General features: G+C 67.6%; 15 protein-coding genes and 2 pseudogenes. 10 read left to right on the top strand and 7 right to left on the bottom strand.

Going from position 1 to position 19,932, the window contains the following annotated elements; genetic code table 11:
• Window positions 1-19 precede the first annotated feature (19 nt).
• The 4 genes from ACZ5PP_RS12325 to ACZ5PP_RS12310 all read right to left on the bottom strand — a co-directional run bounded on the left by ACZ5PP_RS12325 (window position 20) and on the right by ACZ5PP_RS12310 (window position 2,830).
• A complete protein-coding gene (locus ACZ5PP_RS12325) occupies window positions 20-715 on the bottom strand; it encodes a succinate dehydrogenase iron-sulfur subunit (protein WP_004304696.1) in 696 nt (231 codons plus the stop codon).
• Between the two features lie 17 nt (window positions 716-732).
• The gene (gene sdhD, locus ACZ5PP_RS12320; RefSeq protein WP_012584258.1) at window positions 733-1,074 is read right to left on the bottom strand and encodes a succinate dehydrogenase, hydrophobic membrane anchor protein; all 342 of its coding nucleotides are present in this window, start codon (window positions 1,072-1,074) and stop codon (window positions 733-735) included.
• The gene (gene sdhC, locus ACZ5PP_RS12315) at window positions 1,071-1,457 is read right to left on the bottom strand and encodes a succinate dehydrogenase, cytochrome b556 subunit (protein WP_004304692.1); all 387 of its coding nucleotides are present in this window, start codon (window positions 1,455-1,457) and stop codon (window positions 1,071-1,073) included. Before sdhC ends, sdhD begins: the two co-directional genes overlap by 4 nt.
• Window positions 1,458-1,621: 164 nt before the next feature.
• Window positions 1,622-2,830: a YbfB/YjiJ family MFS transporter gene (locus ACZ5PP_RS12310; protein WP_043741576.1), complete on the bottom strand. Its 1,209-nt coding sequence runs from the start codon at window positions 2,828-2,830 to the stop codon at window positions 1,622-1,624.
• A gap of 64 nt (window positions 2,831-2,894) precedes the next feature.
• Between ACZ5PP_RS12310 and ACZ5PP_RS12305 the strand changes: the two genes are divergently transcribed.
• The 5 genes from ACZ5PP_RS12305 to ACZ5PP_RS12285 all read left to right on the top strand — a co-directional run bounded on the left by ACZ5PP_RS12305 (window position 2,895) and on the right by ACZ5PP_RS12285 (window position 6,663).
• Window positions 2,895-3,809, top strand: a complete 915-nt coding sequence (locus ACZ5PP_RS12305; protein WP_004304688.1) for a LysR family transcriptional regulator — start codon at window positions 2,895-2,897, stop codon at window positions 3,807-3,809.
• 367 nt (window positions 3,810-4,176) lie between these two features.
• Window positions 4,177-4,827: a hemerythrin domain-containing protein gene (locus tag ACZ5PP_RS12300; protein WP_012584255.1), complete on the top strand. Its 651-nt coding sequence runs from the start codon at window positions 4,177-4,179 to the stop codon at window positions 4,825-4,827.
• A gap of 130 nt (window positions 4,828-4,957) precedes the next feature.
• On the top strand, window positions 4,958-5,251 hold the full coding sequence (locus ACZ5PP_RS12295) for a hypothetical protein (protein WP_231570585.1): 294 nt from the start codon (window positions 4,958-4,960) through the stop codon (window positions 5,249-5,251).
• 289 nt (window positions 5,252-5,540) lie between these two features.
• Window positions 5,541-5,957, top strand: a complete 417-nt coding sequence (locus tag ACZ5PP_RS12290; RefSeq protein WP_273421419.1) for a Fic family protein — start codon at window positions 5,541-5,543, stop codon at window positions 5,955-5,957.
• Window positions 5,958-6,039: 82 nt separating this feature from the next.
• Window positions 6,040-6,663 (top strand): glutathione S-transferase, encoded by a 624-nt coding sequence (locus ACZ5PP_RS12285; protein ID WP_273421421.1) that lies wholly within the window; start codon window positions 6,040-6,042, stop codon window positions 6,661-6,663.
• Between the two features lie 361 nt (window positions 6,664-7,024).
• Here the strand turns inward: ACZ5PP_RS12285 and ACZ5PP_RS12280 are convergent, their stop codons facing one another.
• A complete protein-coding gene (locus tag ACZ5PP_RS12280) occupies window positions 7,025-7,795 on the bottom strand; it encodes a TOBE domain-containing protein (RefSeq protein WP_040829454.1) in 771 nt (256 codons plus the stop codon).
• 71 nt (window positions 7,796-7,866) lie between these two features.
• Between ACZ5PP_RS12280 and modA (ACZ5PP_RS12275) the strand changes: the two are divergent.
• Window positions 7,867-8,271 (top strand): annotated as a pseudogene (modA, locus tag ACZ5PP_RS12275) (molybdate ABC transporter substrate-binding protein); the annotation flags it as partial.
• Between the two features lie 156 nt (window positions 8,272-8,427).
• On the opposite strand, the gene ACZ5PP_RS12270 reads toward modA (ACZ5PP_RS12275), so the two are convergent.
• On the bottom strand, window positions 8,428-9,750 hold the full coding sequence (locus ACZ5PP_RS12270; protein WP_004301215.1) for an IS1182 family transposase: 1,323 nt from the start codon (window positions 9,748-9,750) through the stop codon (window positions 8,428-8,430).
• Between the two features lie 74 nt (window positions 9,751-9,824).
• Between ACZ5PP_RS12270 and modA (ACZ5PP_RS12265) the strand changes: the two are divergent.
• The 3 genes and pseudogenes from modA (ACZ5PP_RS12265) to modC form a co-directional block, all read left to right on the top strand.
• A pseudogene (gene modA, locus ACZ5PP_RS12265) lies at window positions 9,825-10,169 on the top strand (molybdate ABC transporter substrate-binding protein); the annotation flags it as partial.
• An 8-nt stretch (window positions 10,170-10,177) separates the two neighbouring features.
• Entirely contained in the window at window positions 10,178-10,858 is a 681-nt protein-coding gene (modB, locus tag ACZ5PP_RS12260) for a molybdate ABC transporter permease subunit (protein WP_004322545.1), read from the top strand.
• Window positions 10,858-11,943 carry a molybdenum ABC transporter ATP-binding protein gene (gene modC, locus ACZ5PP_RS12255; RefSeq protein WP_273421428.1) on the top strand — a complete coding sequence of 362 codons (1,086 nt, stop codon included), beginning with the start codon at window positions 10,858-10,860 and terminating at the stop codon, window positions 11,941-11,943. The genes modB and modC overlap by 1 nt, the downstream gene beginning before the upstream one ends.
• A gap of 348 nt (window positions 11,944-12,291) precedes the next feature.
• Here modC and ACZ5PP_RS12250 read toward each other — a convergent pair whose 3' ends face one another.
• Window positions 12,292-13,479: an ATP-binding protein gene (locus tag ACZ5PP_RS12250; protein WP_043741546.1), complete on the bottom strand. Its 1,188-nt coding sequence runs from the start codon at window positions 13,477-13,479 to the stop codon at window positions 12,292-12,294.
• A 376-nt stretch (window positions 13,480-13,855) separates the two neighbouring features.
• Here ACZ5PP_RS12250 and ACZ5PP_RS12245 point away from each other — a divergent pair, with 376 nt between their 5' ends.
• Window positions 13,856-19,891, top strand: coding sequence for an excinuclease ABC subunit UvrA (locus ACZ5PP_RS12245; RefSeq protein ID WP_464826098.1), 6,036 nt, complete (start codon window positions 13,856-13,858; stop codon window positions 19,889-19,891).
• Window positions 19,892-19,932: the final 41 nt, after the last annotated feature.

Raw genomic sequence — 19,932 nt, 5'->3', positions numbered from 1 at the left:
GCGCTCCCGCCCTGCCTTTTCAGGATGAACGCTGCAGCAAGGCCAGGCGGATCCGTTCGATGGCGTGCGAGGGGCTCAGTCCCTTCGGGCAGACCTCGGTGCAGTTCATGATCGTGCGGCAGCGGTAGAGGCGATAGACGTCGTCGAGGAAGTCCAGCCGCTCGGCGGAGGCGGTGTCGCGGCTGTCGGCGATGAAGCGATAGGCCTGCAGCAGGCCCGACGGCCCGATGAACTTGTCCGGATTCCACCAGTAGGACGGGCAGAACGCGCTGCAGCAGGCGCACAGGATGCATTCGTACAGGCCGTCCAGGCGCTCGCGCTCGGTCGGCGTCTGCAGCCGCTCGCGCTCGGGCAGGGGCTCGTCGTTGATCAGCCAGGGCCGGATCGAGTGGTAGTGGGCGAAGAACTGCGTCATGTCTACGACGAGGTCGCGGATTACCGGAAAGCCGGGTAGCGGGCGCAGCACGATCGGCTCCTTCAGCCCGTCGAGCGCGGTCAGGCAGGCGAGGCCGTTGCGGCCGTTGATGTTCATCGCGTCCGAGCCGCACACTCCCTCGCGGCACGAGCGCCGGAACGACAGGCTGTCGTCCTGCACGCGCAGCCTCATCAGCAGGTCGAGCAGCTTCTTGTCGCCCGCCTCCGGCTGCACATCGTAGGCCTGCATCCGCGGCGGATCGCCGCGCTCCGGGTCGTAGCGATAGATGTTCAGTCTCATGTCCGCCCCTGCGCCGCTCAGGCGGCGAGCGCCACCATGGCCAGGCTCAGCAGCACGCGTGCCAGCACGCCGAGCAGCACGACCGTGATCAGGCCCAGCACCGCCAGCCGCAGTCCGCGCGGCTGGAGGTAGTCGAGCACGATGTCGCGCATGCCTACCCAGGCGTGCGCGCACAAGGCGCCGAACAGCAGCGCGATCAGCGGCCCCCCCAGCGCGCCGCCGGCCAAGGCGCGCCACGCGGAGAAATCGAGCGGCGACGCGAAAGGCAGCGCGAGCATGGCGAGCAGGATCAGCACCAGCAACAGCAAGGCGCTGAGGCGTTGCACCACCCATGCCCGTTGCCCTGTGAACAACCTCATGACAGCCCCCACACGAGAAGGAGCAGGGCCAGCGCGGGCGCGGCGACCAGAATGAGGCGTGCGCTGGCGCGCGCACGCTCGAGCTCGCTGCCGATGCCGACGTCCATCAACAGGTGGCGGATCCCGGCCAGCACGTGATGCGCGAGCGCCCACGCCAGCACACCGGCCACCACGAGCGAGAGCGGCGACGAGAGCAGACCGCGCACCGAGGCGAAATCCGCTTCGCTGCGCAGCGATGCGTGGAGCAGCGCCGCGAGGACGGGCAGGGCGATGAACAGCAAGACCCCCGACACCCGGTGCGCAATCGAGGCGATCGCACCGATCGGAAAGCGGATCTGTGCCAGATTCAGGAATACCGGCAAGCGATGAGGCGGCTTGTCCATGCGGGCTCTTGGGCAGTACGAGCCCGCCGGCGGCGCCGGAGCGGCTCGTACCGGAACCATAGACCAAAGCCCGGCGCAGCGCAGGCGTGATGCGTGCTGAAGCAAGGGGTGCCGGGCCCGGCGGAATCCGACGCCGCGATCGTGCTCGGGCGTTCGTCCGCGTCTCAAGCGGATCGCGGCTTCGTTGCGGCCGCGATGTCGTCGCGCCAGAGCCAGATGGCGGTCATCGCCAGCAGGAGGCCGGCGGTCGCGCTCGCCAGGCCCAGCGCGTCGAGGCCGGCAATGCGCGTATCGCCGACCAGGCGCACGAGCAGCGGACCGGCGATCTGTCCGGCAGCGAAGCCGGTGGTCATGCGGGCCAGCAGCGCCGTCGGGTTCGCGGGCGCGCGTTCGCGCGCCAGCTGAAGGCCTGCCATGGTGGTCACCATGAAGGTGCCGCCGACCAGCACCGCCGAGGCGGCCAGTACCCACAATGCCGGCTGCAGCAACGGCAGCAGGGTGCCTGCCGCCATCACCCCCTGGGCGATCGCCCACACCTTCCTGCGCGGCCAGCCGTGCAGACGGTGCGCGGCGAAGGCCACGGACAGCGCCGCCGCCGCGCCGAAGATCGGCCAGGTGAGCCCGAACACGAGCGGGTCGGACACCAGCTGCCGCGCCATGGTGGGCAGGAAGGTCGCGGGAATGATGTAGCCGAAGCCGAACGCGCTGTAGCACAGCACGATGCCCAGGTTCCCGCTCGCGACCGCCGGCGGTGGGGGCTTCGGCGCGTCGGGCGTGCCGGCAGGGCTCGCTGCGGCGGATTGCCCGCGCAGACGCCAAATGACATGGACGGCGCCGACGACGGCGAGCAGCCCGAGCTCCACCCACAGCACCGCGGCCGCCTGTGCGCCGCCCAGCCAGGTCAGTACACCCGTGGCCGCGATGCCCACGCCCACCCCGGTGTAGATCCATCCGCCCAGCGAGGTCGAACTCCGCCGCGCCAGTTCGGGCAGGCACCAACTGCTGGCGCACACGAGCACCCAGGCGCTGAAGACGCCCGCGCTCGCCCGCAGGGCCAAGCCGAGCCACGGCAAGGCGGCGTTACCCCAAGCCATCGCCAGGGTGGTCGCGGCGACGCCGAGCAACCCGACCTGCAAGCCCAGCCGGGGACTGCGCGCGAACCACGAGGCGCTGATCGCACCGAGCAGGTAGCCGACGTAGTTCGCCGTCGCCCATTCCGTCCCGGTGACGGTATTCAGGCTGCCATCGCGCACCATGAGCGGCATCAGCGGCGTAAATGCGAAGCGACCGATGCCCATCGCGATGGCCAGCGCAAGGAGGCCGATGAAGACGATGGCGCCCGGCGACAGAGACGACGGAGGATTTTTTTCCATGGCGGGATTAGACGCTCGTCGGATAGAATCGAATAGTGAATTTTTAAGAAATAACGTTCTCGATATGAGAAGGATCAGCCTGGAAGACCTGCACATCTTCCGATGTGTGGCGGTGGAAGGCGGTGTGCTGCGTGCGGCGGACCGGCTCAATCGGGTGCCTTCCAACGTCACGACCCGCATCAAGCAGTTCGAGTCCCGACTGGGTACGCAACTCTTTCGGCGGCAAGGACGGAACGTGGTGCTCACCGATGCGGGTCATCGCCTGCTCGGGCACGCCGAGCGCCTGTTGCGGCTGGCCGACGAAGCCGAGGAGGACCTCTGCAGCGGGGTAGTCGCGGGCTCGCTGCGCCTGGGCTCGCTGGAGAGTGCGGCCAGCGTGCGCCTGCCGCCCATCCTCTCGCGGTACCACGCCGCGCATCCCCGAACGCACGTGGAGTTGCAGACCGGAACGACCGCGGCGCTGCTGCGGCGACTCGACAATCACCGGATCGACGCCGCCTTCGTCTCCGAACCCTTCGACAAGGGAAGCCTCTCGGCCGTGGCCGTCTTCGCGGAAGAGCTGGTCCTCATCACCGCGCGAGGCGGCCCCCGCATCGGCGGTGCGCAGGATCTCGCCGACCAGACGGTCGTCGCCTTTCCGCATGGCTGCTCATACCGGCGCCTGCTGGTCGACTGGTTCGCCGCGGCCGGCGTCACCCCGCGCCGGTTCCTCGACCTCGGCTCCTACCATGCTATCGTGGCCTGCGTCGCGGCCGGAACCGGCGTCGCCATCATGCCGGCGAGCGTCCTCGACAATGCCGTCATGGGCGATTCGATCCAACGCCACGAACTGCCGGAGGCGATGCGGACGAACCGGACGAACCTGGTCTGGGCGGGCGAGCCCGGCGGGCCACTGAGCGCGCTGCTGGAGCTGCTGCGGGTCGGCGCCCAGGCTGGTGCCTGCGGGCGCCATGGTCGAACAAGCAAGTCGATGCCTTGAGGCCCGCCCGGCATCCCCGCCGACGTCGACCTCCGCGAGAGGCCGCGCCAGGGCCTCGGCCGCAACGAGCTCGCCATCGGCGACCGGGTTGGCTTCGTCGGCCGCGACCATCAGGAGCGCAGCGGCTGCGTCATCCGCCTTAACGACAAGACCGTCACCCTCGATTGCGCGGGGCAGCAATGGCGCGTGGCGTACAGCCTGCCCTACCGCGTGGTCGATGCCGACCCGGTGATGATGGACGGGGTCGAGATCCTCGGGCCGGCAAGGTAGCGGCGGGGGTGTCGACGAGGGAAGTGATCGCGCCGCCGGTGCCCTCGACGGCGAATGCGGGCGGATAGGAACACGGATACGGGAGGATGAATCGACGATGAAGCTGATCGAAACATTGCAGGACGAACACGTGCTGATCGATCAGGTGCTCGGATCGTTTCGCGCGTTCGTAGACGGATTCATCGATGGCACCGCGGACCCGGACGACGGCGGACGCTTCGCCGCGTTTTTCACCGAGTTCGCCGGCCATTTCCATCACGATCGCGAGGAGCGGGTGTTCCTCAATGCGCTCGTCACCGACGCGGAACTCCCGGGCGACCGCGGACCGGTGTACGCCGTGCTGCACGAGCACGCCGAGATGGCGGCGTGGCTGTGCGAGATGCTGCCGATTCTCGAACAGCGGCCGCCGTCCGAGGACGACCGTGTTCGGCTGCGCGCGCTGGCAACTCGCTACTCGCACGCGCTCTGGCGTCATATCGACGCGGAGAATTCCGTCCTCTACCCGGAGGGCGTCAAGCGGCTTCGTCGCAGCGGCGTTGCCGAATTGCCGGATCGGCCGATGAGCGAGGCAGAGGCGGCCGCGCGTGAGGGCGCCGCGGCCCTGCTCGTCCGTTACCCGCCGGTCGAGGACTTCGCGCTCACGCGCGGTGACGGTTGCTTCATGTGCCGGGCCCATGGCGAGACCTGCGACGGACTGGAGGCCGAGTGGTGGACCGAGATCGAGTGGGAGGAGTTTTACCTCGGCTGACGCCAGTACTGAAACGCCTCGTCCGCAATGACCCGAGCTGCTGCGCGGGCAAGCCCTCGAGTACTTCGACACCCGGGCCAACACCGCGCGCAGCGGCCAGCTTCTGGAGCTGAGGCGCAAACAGGCCCTGGTGCTCGACACCGCCACCGGCCAGCGCTGGCTGATCCCCTACGCTGCGATCAATCCCGACGGCGCCGACGTCGACATCCGCGAGAAGCCGCGCCAGGGCCTGGGGCGCAATGAAGTCGCCATCGGCGATCGCGTCGGCTTCGTTGGCCGCGACCAGCAGGTGCGCAGCGGCTGCGTCATCCGCCTCGACGACAAGACCGTCACGCTCGACGTTGAGGACGATGGGATCACTGTTGCGTGCGTCCTGCACCACGCCCGGGATGTTCCCGCGATCTGGAACTGGCCAAGGCACTGAAGACACGCGCTAAGTGCCATGCGTTGCAAAGCGCAGATGTAAAGCAGGCGCTCACCACCGAAGCGCGGGGATCATCACCCCCACACTTGTAGAGAATATCGTCATTTTTCGACACGACCCGATATCATGTCGATTCCGTCGACACGTCCCATCGACGTGCCGATGAATCATCCAGATATCGACACATGCTCTTCGACCCGCGCAAGCCATACAACGACCTCCCTGCCCTTCCCCCTCAGGCGGAAGTCGAGTCGCGGGCCATCCTGAAGGCTTGCAGCTCGACATCCCGATGCTCTACCTGTCCAAAGCCATCATCGAAGCCAGGCAGGACTACTACCGCCTCCTGCTGAATGTCAGCCGGGATGCCGCCTGGGAGCCGTGGATACTGTTCATGCTCGACGCGGTCCGCAATACCGCGCAATGGACGACGTCCCGGATCAAGGCCATCAGAGCGCTCATCGACGACATAGCCGAACGGATGAAGCGCGATGCGCCCGGCATCTACTCGCGCGAGCTGACCGAGCTGATCTTCGTACAACCCTATTGCCGCATCGCCAACGTCGTCGACGCCGACATTGCCCAACGCCAGACGGCATCGGTCTATCTGAAGCAACTCGTCGACATCGGCCTCCTGCGCGAGATGAAGGCAGGACGCGAGAAACTCTTCATCAACCCGCACCTGATTCAAGCACTTTCCGTAGCCTGACATGGCCGCCTGGACAGATCAGTGACCGGGAGCGCATTGCAGGCGACACCGACAACCCCGCACGCTGGCAGGACACGGACCCATGGACAAACTCAAGCTTACCTATTTCGACGTTTCCGGCGGACGGGCAGAGCCCGCACGCCTGGCCCTGCACATCGGCGGCATTCCATTCGAGGACAAGCGTTTTGCGTTCGGTGATTTTGCCGAGGTTCGCAAGACCACACCGCTGGACCAGGTGCCGACGCTTCACGTCAATGACGTGCAGGTCACCCAGAGCGACGCAATCACGCGCTATGCCGGAAAGCTGGCCGGGCTCTACCCCGAAGACGACCTTCAGGCCTTGTTCTGCGACGAAGTGATGGGCGCGCTGGAAGACATCAACACGAAGATCGTGGCGACTTTCGGAATGACCGGCGATGCGCTCAAGCACGCCCGCGAGGCCCTGGCGGCGGAAGTATTGCCGCGGTATCTGCGCTGGCTGCAGAACCAACTCGAAGCCCACGGCGGCGAATTCCTTGCGGACCATCGCCTCACCATCGCCGACCTCAAGACCTTCGTCATCCTGCGCTGGCTTGGCTCCGGCAAGCTGGACCACATTCCAGCCGATCTGGTCGAGACCGTGGCGCCGAAGCTCGCGGCCTTCGTCGACCGGATCGCGGGGATTCCTGCCATCGCCGAGTATTACAAGTTGCGCGGCGGGTCGTGATCCCGGATCGTTGTCGATCCCGCCGCCGATGCGTGGGCGGGCATTGGGGGCGGATCGTGAGAACCCAATAGCCCGGTGATCGCCCAATTGAGCTGGCGCGTCACGGTTGGCGCTCGGGCACCGGGGAGGTGTTTCGATTGGAATGCGTTCGGCAGGGGACTGTTCGTTTCGGTCGCTTCCTGCCTTTGCAGCTATTGAGGGCGACCGCCGCCCGATCGGCACCGGCCGCTACGGGGCACTCAGCCCGAACTCACACATTCGGCCAGGAGCTGTCTCAGCTCGAACGGCTTAGCCACGCTTTCCGAGGACCGGTGTTGCACTGACTGCTGCCACTGGTTCGTTGGCAGTTCACGTGTATGGGTTAGCCCGCCAGTGCGATGACGACGGCAGAGTCATCGACCTGCGCCACGCAATCTTGACCGACCTTGAGTCCTCCGTCGTCGCCTGCGAACCCCACCATCGACAAGCCACAGCTCAGCTGCAAGCTCACCTCTGCCGCTCCGGCATCCCCGGAGACGCGAACCACGCGACCGCGCAGCACGTTGTTGGCATGGGTCGCAGCCTCCACCTCAAATATCTTGACCGCCGTCGCCTTGCACAAGGCGAGCACCGCCATGCCTTTTCTGAGGTCCAGCAGTTGCGCGCTTTCCTGGGTGATGCGCGATGCAAGCCGCGTTCCGTCCGAGAGCGCGAGTTCGACCCTGACTGCAGCGCCTGCTGTGCTCACATCGGCAACGACACAGGGCAGTTGGTTGCGCATGCTCGTTCGCAGCCCGAGCGCGGCCAGGCCAAGCGCGGGAGGATTGCTGCCCTGCTCTTGATCGAGCTGAGTCAGGACTGCGTGGCGGGCTGCCGTGAGCAGATCGAAGGCGCGTAGCAGCCGATGCCCTGCCGCCGTCAGTTGTGCGCCGCCGCCGCCGCTGCCGCCCACCGCCTTCTCCACCAGCGGCGTCCCGGCGAGGTTGCCGAGGGTCTCGATGGCCTGCCAGGCCGCCTTGTAGCTGATGCCGGCGCCGCGCGCCGCTTCGGAGATGGATCCAACCGACCCGATGCGACGCAGCACATCGATACGCTTGTCCGTGGCGTCATGCCCGAGGGCGGCGTCAAACTGAAGAGAAGGTGAAGGGTTCATGCGCGGATTGTCCCCTCACCAGAAAAGCTTGGCTATACTCGCTATTCCTTTTGTGAATAGCGAGTATAGCCATGAAACCAGTTGCTGCCGTCCTGATGGCGGGTCTGTTCCTGAGCGCGCCCCTGCAAGCCGCTGAGCTCAGCGTGGCCGTCGCCGCAAACTTTACCGCGCCGATGCAGAAGATTGCCGCAGCCTTCGAGAAGGAGACGGGGCACAAGCTTGCGCTGTCCTTCGGCTCGACGGGCAAGTTCTACGCGCAGATCAAGAATGGAGCTCCGTTCGAGGTCCTGTTCGCCGCCGATGACGAGACGCCTGCGCGTCTGGAACGGGAAGGCGAAGGCGTGGCGGGCACCCGCTTCACTTACGCCATCGGCAAGCTCGTGCTGTGGAGCAAGCAGCCGGGCCTGGTCGACGACAAGGGCGAAGTCTTGCGCACGGGCTCGTTCGAACGCATCGCACTGGCCGACCCCAAGCTAGGAGTCTGCGCGGCAGAACTCCAGAGCGTGTTTTCTAGCAGAATGATTGGCGAACCGCGAGGTGCTGCACGAGACTGAGGCCGTGGTCAAGTTGCTTTGCGACGGCGCGGCGCGCATGCCGGACGGCAACGGGGACAGGTTTGCCCCCTTTTCCCGTCATGCCGTCCTCAATGTGCTCATCCTGCGCAGGTTCAGCGCCATACAGACGAGCTTCCACTCCGCTTTGACGCGCTCCAGGCCCCGCAGGCTGAACTGCCGGAATCCCAACACGTTCTTGATCCAGCCGTTGGGCGGTTCGGCGATCCATTTCCGTTTTCGGTAGGCGCTCTTGCCCGCCTCGCTCTCGAGCTTGTCGGCCATCTGCGCGGTGTGCGGATTGCGTTCGCGATCGAAGCCGAGTCGGCGCTTACCTTCCCGGCCCAGCGCCACCACCAGTTCGGTCCCGCACCCGTCGAGTTCCCGGAACGTTTGCTCCGAGCGGTAGCCGGTGTCGGCCAGCGCCTGGCGCGGTCGGTGTTCGACGTTGTCGCGCACGGCCTGCAGTACCCCCGCCAGTTGCCCGGCGTCGCTGGCGTTGTTGGTCAGCTCGGCCGCCACGATGATGTGGGCGGTCTCGTCGACCGCCGTCTGGGCGTTGTAGCTCGGATCGAAACCGCCGCCGGCGCGCTTCATGATGCGGCTGTCCGGATCGGTGAAGTTCTCCTGCGCCTTGTCCTCGGGCACTCCAAAGTCGCGCTTGTAGCGCCCGCCCTTCGGTTTGCCGTCACCGCCGCGCGGGCGACGCTCGTCATCGTCGCTGCGCCCGCGCGCCTGATCGGCCTCGCGCTGGCGCTGCTCGAGCCGCGCCCGGGCTTCAGCAATCGCCGTCAGCCGCGCCTCGCGCCGCGCGATCTCGGCCGGCACATCCCACTCGGGCTCGTTCCGCTCGGCGTCGTCGGCGGCCTTGGCCCGATTGAGCAGCGCCTCGATCTGCCGTTTCAACTCGGCCTCCGCCTTCACCATATGGCCGTAACTCATCGCCTTGTGGCGGCTGGCGTTTGCCTTGACCTTGGTGCCGTCGATGGCCACCGTCCCGAGCTTGACCAGCCCCATCTCGCGGGCCAGTCGCACCACCTGCACGAACAACTCGCTCAGCTCCTTCAAATGGACCGCGCGAAAGTCGCTCAGCGTGCGGTGGGCCGGGAAGTTGTCTGCCGCCAGGACCCGGAACGCCACATCCTCGTGCAGCTTGCGCGCGATCTTGCGCGAACTGAACACGCCCGTGGCGTACGCATACAGCAGCACCTTGACCATCATGGCCGGATGAAACGGCTGGTTGCGCGGTCCGCCACCGGCATACCGGGCGTGGAACGCGCTCAGATCCAACCCGTCGACCGCGTCGCTGATGAAGTACGCCAAGTGGCCTTCGGGTAGCCACTCCTGCAGCGCCTGGGGCAGCAGCATCTGCTGCTGCGGGCAATAGGGCAGATAGCTCGTCATCTCGACAGTCTACCGGCCCCGAAACGCCCGCGAGGACTTAACTCACCGACGCTTGGCTTCTGCCGCGCAGACTCCTAGCCCCCTATGGTGCGGCGGCGATGCAGACCTTGACGCAGCTTGGCCTGGCCGATGCGCTCAGCAGCAAGTTCGTGCAGGGCGAGAACATCGGCCAGACCTATCAGTTCGTCGCCACCCAGAACGCGCCGCTGGGTTTCGTCGCGCTGTCGCAGGTGTATGCCGAAGGCCGCCTGACCGAGGGCTCGGCCTGGATGGTGCCTGAAACGCTCTACGAACCGATCCGCCAGGATGCGCTGATCCTGGCCAAGGGCAAGGACAACACGGCGGCAGCCGAGTTGATGCGCTATCTGCAGGGCGATGCGGCGAAGGCGGTCATTCGTTCCTACGGCTACGGGCTCTGAGCCTCACCATGTTGGACCACCACGCCTGGCAGGCTGTCTGGCTGACGCTGGAACTGGCGACACTGACGACCGTGCTGCTGTTGCTCGTCGCGACACCGCTGGCGTGGTGGCTGTCACAGACACGCTCGCGCTGGCGGGCACCGATCAGCGCGGTGGTGACCTTGCCGCTTGTGCTTCCGCCGACGGTGCTGGGCTTCTATTTGCTGGTGTTGATGGGGCCGCAGGGGCCGTTGGGGCAGCTGACCCTGGCCTTGGGTTGGGGTACGTTGTCCTTCACCTTCACCGGCCTCCTGATCGGTTCGATCATCTTCTCGCTGCCCTTCGCCGTGCAGCCGATTCAACACGCCTTCGAGTCCATCGGTGCCCGGCCGCTTGAGGCTGCCGCCACCCTGCGCGCGAGCCCGCTCGACGCTTTCTTCAGCGTGGCGCTGCCGCTCGCACGGCCCGGTCTGCTCACCGCCGCCATCCTCAGCTTTGCGCACACCGTTGGCGAGTTCGGGGTGGTGTTGATGATCGGCGGCAACATCCCGGGCAAGACACGCGTGGTCTCGACTCAGATCTATGGTCATGTCGAAGCGATGGAGTACGCGCAGGCTCACTGGCTGGCGGGCGGCATGGTGGCCTTTTCTTTCGTGGTCCTGCTGTGCCTGTCGTTGCTCAAGCGCAACGGCGCGAGCGTGATGCGTTGATGGCTGATATCAACCAGATCCGCCTGAAGCTGCCGCGCGCGCAGTTCGATGTCGATGTCGATCTTCACCTTCCTGGCAAAGGCATCACGGTGCTGTTTGGGGCGTCGGGGTCGGGCAAGACCAGCATCTTGCGCTGTGTAGCCGGGCTCGAGCGTGCTGTGTCGGGCTTCGTCAGGATCGGCGACGCGGTGTGGCAGGACGACGAGCGGGGCCTATTCGTTCCCACCTGGCGCCGCCTCCTCGGATACGTCTTCCAGGAGGTGCCCAGCCTGTTCGAGCATCTGGATGTGCAGCGCAACCTCGAGTATGGGCTGCGTCGCACGGCCACATCGGCGGACCGCAACACGCTAGATGAGGCGGTCGATCTGCTGGGTATTCGCGCGCTGCTCAAGCGTCGTCCGCAGGCACTGTCGGGCGGCGAGCGTCAACGCGTGGCCATCGCACGCGCCCTGGTTACCGAGCCGCGACTGCTGCTGCTCGATGAACCCCTCGCCTCCCTGGATCTTCACCGCCGGCGCGAGATCATGCCTTGGCTCGAACGCCTGCGTGACCAGCTCGCGATACCGATGCTCTACGTCACGCATTCGATGGATGAACTGAGCCGACTGGCCGACGAGGTCGTGGTGCTCGACAAGGGGCAGGCCGTCGCCGCCGGCCCCATCAGCGAAGTGCTTGCTCAGGGCGACTTGCCTGCCCTGGCAGACGAGGAGGCAGGCACGGTCATCCAAGGCGTCGTCCAGGAGTGCAATTCGCGCTGGCACCTCGCGCGTGTTCAGCTATCGGCGGGCTGCGTGCTGGTGCGTGACATCGGCCTGGTGCCCGGCAACCGGGTTCGCCTGCGCATCCTTGCACGGGATGTGAGCCTGACGCTCGATCAGCCGACGCGCAGCAGCATCCAGAACCATCTCCCCGGCGTGGTCGACGCCGTCTTGGCCGACAGCCATCCGGCGCAGGCACTCGTGCGGGTTCGCTGCAGCGGGGACACCCTGATTTCGCGCGTGACCTGGAAATCGGTTGAGGAGCTTCAGATTCAGCCGGGGTTGGCGATGTGGGCTCAGGTTAAATCGGTCGCGGTCATCGCCTGAGTGGGGCAGCTTCATGGCGTAGAGCGGTCGCAGGGTTGTCATGTCGGGATGCGGCAGCTCTGGGTCGGTTCGAGACCCCCACGAACAGTTCGCGGACCCGCGCACGGAGGTCTCAGTCCGGCCCGTTGCGGACCGCCGCCATTCCTGCTGAACAGCCACTCGGAGGGCCGGAGCACTCAGAGCGCTGTCGGGTTGAGCAATTCATGCTCGTTGAACCAGGAGTGGGTGCCATCATTCAACGCGAATCCCCCGAGGATAGGCGGATGCATCCTGCAACTTGACCAGACTTCCCCCCAAGCCAGCACTGGCTCCTGCCGAGAGCGTGTGCATCGAAAGCAGCAAGTGCGATCATCGCCAGTCGTCCCCCGGCATGATCCGCTTCATGAACTCATTGAACATCGGCACCGTGAAGGCGGTGTCGCCGTGATTGGGGCTCCAGATCATGCCCTTGGTGATCAGGGAGCTGCGTGTCGGAGCCAGTGAAGACACGGGCGCGCTGAAGCAGTTGGCGATGTCGCCCGATCTGTGGGGGCCCTCGCCCAACTCGGCCATTGCGCGGAGATACCGCTTCTCTTTTGGGGTGAGGCGGTCGAAGCGCACGCGGAAGAAGCTCTCGTCGAGCGCCGCCACGGCGGTGACGGACGCTGCATTGACGGCGTCGATATCGATCGGCGATGCGTGCGCTGCCTGCCACGTGTGACTACCCCACTGCTGCAGGAAGTAAGCGTAGCCCTGAGTGACCTGCAGGATCTGGCTCACGGCTCGTTCGGTGATCGCCACGCCCTCGTTCTCGATGGGCTTCTCGATTGCAAGGCGGGCCGCGGCGGGTGGCAGCGGTCCGATCATGGGGAAATCGAACAGGCGTTCGGCATACGACTTGGCGTTCCCCATCTGCCCGCGCAGTTGTGGCAGACCAGCACCGACCAGCACGACGGGCAACTGCCGCTGCTCGGTCCGATGCATCGCCGTGATGAGGGCTGCCAGTTGCGCCTCCTCCACGTACTGCAGCTCGTCGACGAAGATCGCCAAGGCCGTGCTGGCCGATCTGGCCGCCAGGCCAACTTGCTCGAACAGTGCTTGCAGGTCGTGCTCAAGGTCGCCGTTGTCGGCCAGGCCCGGCTCGGGCTCGTAGTCGATCCCTACCTCGATGTCGCCGAAAGTGACCTTGAGCTTGCCGACGAAGCCCGCCAGCGCGCGCAGACCGCGGACGGCGTAGTCCTTCGCGGCCGCGATCTGGCTCAGGCGCAGCAGGGCCTGACGCAACTGCGGTGCAAGCAGGGCAGGCAGCGAACGCCCCTCGGGCGCCTCGATGCGGACCGTGTGGATTCCGGCCGCCTCGGCATCCATCCTGATGCGGTCCAGCAAGACCGTCTTGCCGACACCGCGCAGGCCAACCAGCATGGCGCTCTTCGCCGGGCGACCGATCCTCGCGCGCTCGAGCGCGATGCGCAAGGACTCGCGCAGGTCGTCGCGGCCGGCAAGTTCGGGGGGCGGAGTGCCCGCACCGGGGGAGAAGGGATTGCGGATAGGGTCCATGCGGTGCAGTTTATATAAAGATTTGAAAAGTTACAACGCACGTATAACTTAACAAAGTTTCCTATAGATGGTCGCTGAATGTGGTCGCATGTGCGCTTTGGAGTGTCTGCTGGCCCGATGGTGCACTGTGCGTGAAGAGGTCCGTAGGGATGGCCGCCGTGACGGACCATATCCTCATTTCCGTCGTTGCAGCGCAGCACCTTGAGCGGGCTGCTGCGGACTGGCTGGCGTCCCGGCGCGCACTTGGCCGAGCACGACGCTGCCGCCTGACTGGTTCGTCCTGGCACCCCGCGCGGGAACCTTTCCCCCCGCGTCATGAGTCCGAGACGCACCCCCGCCCACTAAAATGGCGGCTCACGTCTCCGCCTCCCGCCCCATGTCCGTTTCCGCCACCCGCTACACCCCGATCGACGCCCCCGCCTCGATCGCCGACGCCATCCGCATCCGCGGTGCGCGCCAGAACAACCTGCGCAACCTGTCGCTCGACCTGCCGCTGAACCGCCTGACGGTGGTGACCGGGGTGTCGGGCTCGGGCAAGTCCTCGCTGGTGTTCGACACGCTGTATGCCGAGGGCCAGCGGCGCTATGTCGAGACCTTCTCGCCCTACGCGCGCCAGTTCCTCGACCGCATGGACAAGCCGCAGGTGGATCGCATCGAAGGCGTGCCGCCGGCGATCGCGATCGACCAGACCAACCCGGTGCGCACCTCGCGCTCGACGGTGGGCACGATGACCGAGCTCGCCGACCACTTCAAGCTGCTCTACGCGCGCGCCGCGCATCTGCACTGTCGTTGCTGCGGCAAGCCGGTGCGGCGGGATTCGGCGGTGAGTATCGCCGCCGACCTGCGCGCGCGCGCCGCGGCGGCGGGCGATCCGCGCCTGGTGGTGTGCTTTCCGGTGACCGTGCCGTCGAGCTTCAGCGAGGAGGAAGTGACCGGACTGCTCGCCGCGCAGGGCTACACGCGCATCCAGGAACGCCTCGCGGGCGTTGGCGCGGAGGGGCAGGACGTGCTGCAGGTGGTGCAGGACCGCTTCCGCGCGTCGAATGCCGAGGATTCACGCCTGGCGGAGGCGCTGGAGGCGGCGCTGCAGCGCGGACACGGGCGGCTTGCCGTCTACGCCTCGGGCGAGGGGGTGAGGGCGGAGAAGTCGGCGGGGACGCCGGGCGAGGCGGTGTGGCGCTATTCGTCCGGCCTGCATTGCGCCGACTGCGACATCCACTATTCGGAGGCCACGCCCGGCCTGTTCTCGTTCAACTCGCCGATCGGCGCCTGCGAGACCTGTCGCGGCTTCGGACGGGTGATCGGGGTGGATTTCGGCCTGGTGGTGCCGGACGAATCGAAGACGCTGGCCGAGGGCGCGATCAAGCCCTGGCAGACCGAGAGCTATCGCGAGTGCCAGCAGGACCTCGAGAAGATGGCGAAGAAGTACGGCGTGGCGATGGACATCCCGGTGCGGGATCTGCCGCCGGAGCATCGCCAGTGGCTGTTCGAGGGCGACCCGAAATGGAAGAACTGGGACAGCTCGTGGCCGCGTTACTGGTACGGCGTGCGGCATTTCTTCGACTGGCTGGAGACCAAGGCTTACAAGATGCACATCCGCGTGCTGCTGTCGCGCTACCGCAGCTACACGGAATGCCCGGCGTGCCATGGGGCGCGGTTGAAACCCGACGCCTTGTTGTGGCGCTTGCCGACCCGCGCTCAGGCTTCATGTAGGAGCGGCGCAAGCCGCGATCACCACGTTTCATCGAGTGTTGGCGCCGCTGAACCCCCGATCGCGGCTTGCGCCGCTCCCACAGGAGGTGCGCCGACTGTCGGCCGGGGACTGACCATCGGGGGGGCGCCGACCGTCGGCGAGGGACCGACCATGGGGGCTGCGCCCGCCGTCGGCGAGGCAGCCGCGGCGGGGGGGATTGCGATCGCGGGGGTGCAGGGCCTCGCCATCCACGAGCTGATGGCGCTGCCGGTCGACCGCATCCGCGACGCCATCGCCGCGCTCGCGCTGCCCGGCGTGGCGGACGAGGCCACCGAGCTGGTGCTCGGCGAGATCCGCAGCCGACTCACCTACCTGGCCGACGTCGGCCTCGGCTACCTGACGCTGGACCGCCAGTCGCGCACGCTGTCGGGCGGCGAGGTGCAGCGCATCAACCTGACCACCGCGCTCGGCACCTCGCTGGTGAATACCCTGTTCGTGCTCGACGAGCCCTCGATCGGCCTGCATCCGCGCGACATCGGCCGCATCCTCGGGGTGATGACGCGGCTGCGCGACGCCGGCAACACGCTGGTGGTGGTCGAGCACGACCCGCAGGTGATGGTCGCCGCCGACGAGCTGCTCGAGATCGGCCCCGGCCCGGGCGAGCGCGGCGGCGACATCGTCGCGCGCGGCACGCCGGCCGAGATCGCGGCGAATCCCGATTCTGTGACCGGCCCCTGGCTGGCGGGCACGAAGCGCATCGACGTCGACCGTCCGCCGCGCCCGGTGGACGCCGCCACACCGCGGCTGAAGCTGGTCGGCGCGCGCCAGCACAACCTGCGCGATCTCACGGTCGGTTTCCCGCTGCGGCGCCTGACCTGCCTGACCGGCGTGTCCGGCTCGGGAAAATCGACGCTGATCCAGGACGTGCTGTTCCCGGCGCTGGCCAAGCATTTCGGGGAAGCGGCGGAATCGCCGGGGGTCTTCGATCGTCTCGAGAATGTGGATAACTTGCGCGGCGTGGTCATGGTGGACCAGTCGCCGATCGGCAAGAGCTCGCGCTCCAACCCGGTGAGCTACGTCGGCGCCTGGGACCCGATCCGTGCCCTCTTCGCCGCCCTGCCGGAGGCGAAGCAGCGCGGCTATACCCCCGGCACCTTCAGCTTCAACGCCGGCCACGGCCGCTGCCCGACCTGCACCGGCTCGGGCTTCGAGCACGTCGAGATGCAATTCCTGTCCGACGTGTGGCTGCGCTGCCCGGACTGCGACGGCAAGCGTTATCGGCCGGAAGTGCTTGAATTGCAATGGAACGGGCTGTCGGTGGCCGACGTGCTGGAGCTCACCGTGCATGAGGCGCTGGATGTGTTCCGCGAGCATCCCAAGGTGCTCGCCGCGCTCGCGCCGCTCGCCGACGTCGGCCTGGATTACCTGCGCCTCGGCCAGCCCGTGCCGACGCTGTCGGGTGGCGAGGCGCAGCGCCTCAAGCTCGCCGGCCACCTCGCCGAGGCCGCGCAGAAGAAGCCTGTACGCAAAGCCAGTGTTGTGGATAAGTTTGGGGACAAGGCTGGGGACAAGACCGAACCCGGCCTGCTCTTCCTCTTCGACGAGCCCACCACCGGCCTGCACTTCGAGGACGTCGCCAAGCTGCTCGGCGCCTTCGACAAGCTGCTGCAGGCGGGCCATTCGCTGATCGTGATCGAGCACAACCTCGACGTGATCGCTGCTTCCGACTGGATCATCGACCTCGGCCCCGAGGGCGGCGAAGACGGCGGCGCGATCGTGGTCGAAGGCCCGCCGGAGGCGGTGCGCGCGCACGCGAGCTCGCACACCGGTGCCGCGCTGCGCGACTACGCTGAGGCGCTTGCTCGCACCCGTGCAGGAAATCGGGGTCTGTCCCCTGTTTCTGCGGATGCGGAGGCCCCGGGTTCCCGTAGGAGCGGCGCAAGCCGCGATCACGGCGGTTCCGGCCGCGCCGTCGCCACGGAAAGCGCAATCGCGGCTTGCGCCGCTCCTACGGGAGATCGGTCGCTCGTCGCCGCCGAGCCGCGGGTGGAATACCGCCCCGTCGCCGCCCCCGCGATCGAAATCCGCCACGCCCGCGAGCACAATCTCAAGAACGTCAGCCTGCAGATTCCGCGCGACCAGTTCACCGTGATCACCGGCCTGTCCGGCTCGGGCAAGTCCACGCTGGCCTTCGACATCGTCTTCGGCGAGGGCCAGCGCCGCTATCTGGAATCGCTCAACGCCTACGCCCGCCAGTTCGTGCAGCCGGCCAGCCGGCCCGACGTCGACGGCCTCTTCGGCATTCCGCCCACGGTGGCGATCGAGCAGCGCACCAGCCGCGGCGGGCGCAAGAGCACGGTGGCGACGCTGACCGAGATCCACCCCTTCCTGCGCCTGATGTACGTGAAGCTGGGCACGCAGTTCTGCCCCGACTGCAACGTGCCGGTGACGCCGCAGAGCTTCGAGGCCATCGTCGCGCAGCTCCAGCGCGAGCTGCGCGGCGCCTCGGTCGAAGTGCTGGCGCCGCTGGTGGTCAACCGCAAGGGCCTGTACACCGATCTCGCCAAGTGGGCGCGCGGCAAGGGCCATGCGCAGCTGCGCGTCGATGGCGAATACCTGCCCACCGCCAAGTGGCCGCGATTGGACCGCTACAAGGAGCACAACATCGAGCTGCCCACCGGCATGGTGGTGGTGCAGCCCGAGAGCGAAGCCACGCTGCGCGAGTTCGTGCGCCAGGCGCTGGAGATCGGCAAGGGCGTGATCAAGGTGCTGGAGATCGGCAAGCTCGGTGCGGTGCCGATCACCTTCTCCACGCTGCGCGCCTGCCCGAGCTGCGGCACCGGCTTCCCCGAGCCGGATCCGCGCCTGTTCTCGTACAACGCCAAGCACGGCTGGTGCCCCAAGTGCTACGGCACCGGGCTGAAGACCGCGGCGCGCATCGAGGACCCGGACGCGCTCGACCTCGGCGACGCGGAAGAAGTCATCGTCAGCGACGAACCCTGCCCGGCCTGCGACGGCGCGCGCCTCAACCCGGTGGCGCGCGCGGTGCGCTTCCGCGACCTCGGCCTGCACCAGCTCGCGGCACAGCCGGTGGACCGGGCGGCCGGCTTCTTCGCCGACCTGGCATTGAACGAGCGCGAGACCGACATCGCCCGCGACCTGGTGAGCGAGATCCGCGGTCGCCTCGCCTTCCTGCAGCACGTGGGCCTCGGCTACCTGGCGCTGGACCGCGCCGCGCCCACGCTGTCGGGCGGCGAGGCGCAGCGCATCCGCCTGGCGGCGCAGCTCGGCTCCAACCTGCGCGGCGTGTGCTACATCCTCGACGAACCCACGATCGGCCTGCACCCGCGCGACAACCGCCTGCTGCTCGACACCCTCGAGGCCCTGCGCGACCGCGGCAACACCTTGCTGGTGGTGGAGCACGACGAGGACACCATCCGCCGCGCCGACCACGTCATCGACCTCGGCCCCGGCGCCGGCGTGCGCGGCGGCCGGGTGGTGGCCGAGGGCACGATCGCCGACCTGCTGGCGGCGCCCGAATCGGCCACCGGCGAATGCTTCCGCCACCCGTTGCAGCACCCGCTGCGCCCGCGCCGCGCGGTGGCGCTGGAGAACCCGGCGATCCGCATCGAGGGCGCCAACCTGCACAACCTGCGTGACATCGACGTGCGCATCCCGCTCGCCCGCCTCACGGTGGTGACCGGCGTGTCCGGCTCGGGCAAGTCCAGCCTGGCGCGCGACGTCATCCACGCCAACCTGCGCGCCCGCCTCGGCGACCCCGAGGCGACCCGCGCCCGCCGCCGCGGCCAGGCGCAGCCGGAGGCGGTCGACCAGCCCCTGGTCGGCTGCGCGGCGATGCCCGGCTGGCACCAGGTCGGCCGCGTGCTGGAGGTCGACCAGACGCCGATCGGCAAGACGCCGCGCTCCTGCCCGGCGACCTACGTCGGCTTCTGGGACGCGATCCGCAAGCTCTTCGCCGACACCTTCGACGCCCGCACGCGCGGCTGGAACGCCTCGCGCTTCTCCTTCAACACCGGCGCCGGGCGCTGCCCGGTGTGCGACGGCGCGGGCCAGACCACCGTCGAGATGAGCTTCCTGCCCGACGTCAAGACGCCGTGCGAGGCCTGCGGCGGCGCGCGCTTCAACCCCGAGACGCTGTCGGTGCGCTGGAAGGACAGGACGGTGGCCGAGGTGCTGGCGATGCCGGTGGACGAGGCGGTGGATTTCTTCTCCGCGCATCCCGCGATCGCCCACCCGCTGCAGCTGCTGCAGGACGTCGGCCTCGGCTACCTGACCCTGGGCCAGCCCAGCCCGACGCTGTCGGGCGGCGAGGCGCAGCGCATCAAGCTGGTGACCGAGCTCGCCAAGGTGCGCCGCCGCCCGGGCGATGCGGAGGACACCGGCGGCGTGCCGCTGCCCGCCGACAAGCACAGCCTGTACGTGCTCGACGAGCCCACCGTGGGCCTGCACATGGCCGACGTGGACAAGCTGATCCGGGTGCTGCACCGCCTGACGGATGCCGGCCACACCGTGCTGGTGATCGAGCACGACCTCGACGTGATGGCCGAGGCCGACTGGCTGATCGACCTCGGCCCGGAGGGCGGCGAGGGCGGTGGCCGGGTGGTGGCAGAAGGCCCGCCCGAGGTCGCGATGGCGACGCCGGAATCCCACACCGGCCGCCATCTGCGCGAGTTCCTGGCGCAGCGCAAGACGGAATGATGCAGTGCAGCGGAACCTGTGCCGGATGGCGCAGTCAGTCA

Source organism: Thauera sp. DNT-1 (assembly GCF_055393985.1).
The sequence above is the reverse complement of the archived record's forward strand: the minus strand, read 5'-3'. Positions and strand labels throughout refer to the sequence as shown.